The organism is Vibrio sp. 1562, assembly GCF_033340155.1.
Classification (GTDB): Bacteria; Pseudomonadota; Gammaproteobacteria; order Enterobacterales; family Vibrionaceae; genus Vibrio; species Vibrio alginolyticus.
In genome coordinates this window covers 1-710 of record NZ_JAWOVY010000327.1, presented here as the reverse complement: position 1 = coordinate 710, position 710 = coordinate 1, and the positions used below count along the sequence as shown (strand labels likewise).

The window sequence follows — 710 nt, the reverse complement described above, 5'->3', positions numbered from 1 at the left end:
GTGCTGCGCTATTTAAATTTGCCTTAATCGAAGCTGAGTATCGAGACGGATTAACCTTAGCGCCTTCACGTTTGGATAAAGTTGAAACGCAAACTATCACTTACAAAATTTTGTGCGGCGAGCCAGACAACGAGGTTGCCGAGTTACTAAACCCAGAAACGGGTTTGCTTTTGATCCACAACGTTGGTCAGGTAACCGTCGAGGCGACAGCAACATACAGCGATGCTTTCTTAAACAAGCAGCAAGCCGCTCAGGTTGTGGTCGATGTGAAACCAGGTCAACGTCAAGCCATCAGTGTTGCGAATATTGCTAAGACGTATGAAGACGGTGGACGCATTTTCCCTCAAGTTGCGCACGCTCGCGGCGATTATGGATATCGCATCATCAATGGTGAAGATGTTGTCGCTAAAACTACGGATGGTGAAGCGTTGTTGATCAAAGGTGTTGGTAGCGCAGAAGTTGAAGCCTACGAATACGACTTGCGTAATTATCCAGCAAGTAAAACCCGCTTCAACATTGAAATCGAACGCGCACCTCAGCAGGTAATGAAAGACGTGCAAATGCCTCTCACTTATCAGCCTAAACTGGCTATTCCAATGACGTTTGCTGGTCAGAAAGGCAAAGTCAGTCTGATTGGTGGGTTGCCTGAAGGTCTTCGAATGAAGGATGGCAACTTAGAAGTGGATACCGCGGGCGAATATCGTCTTAAG

At 46.9% G+C, this 710-nt stretch carries 1 pseudogene; it reads left to right on the top strand.

The window, feature by feature from the left end:
- A pseudogene (locus R7Z49_RS24975) lies at window positions 1–710 on the top strand (cadherin repeat domain-containing protein); the annotation flags it as partial.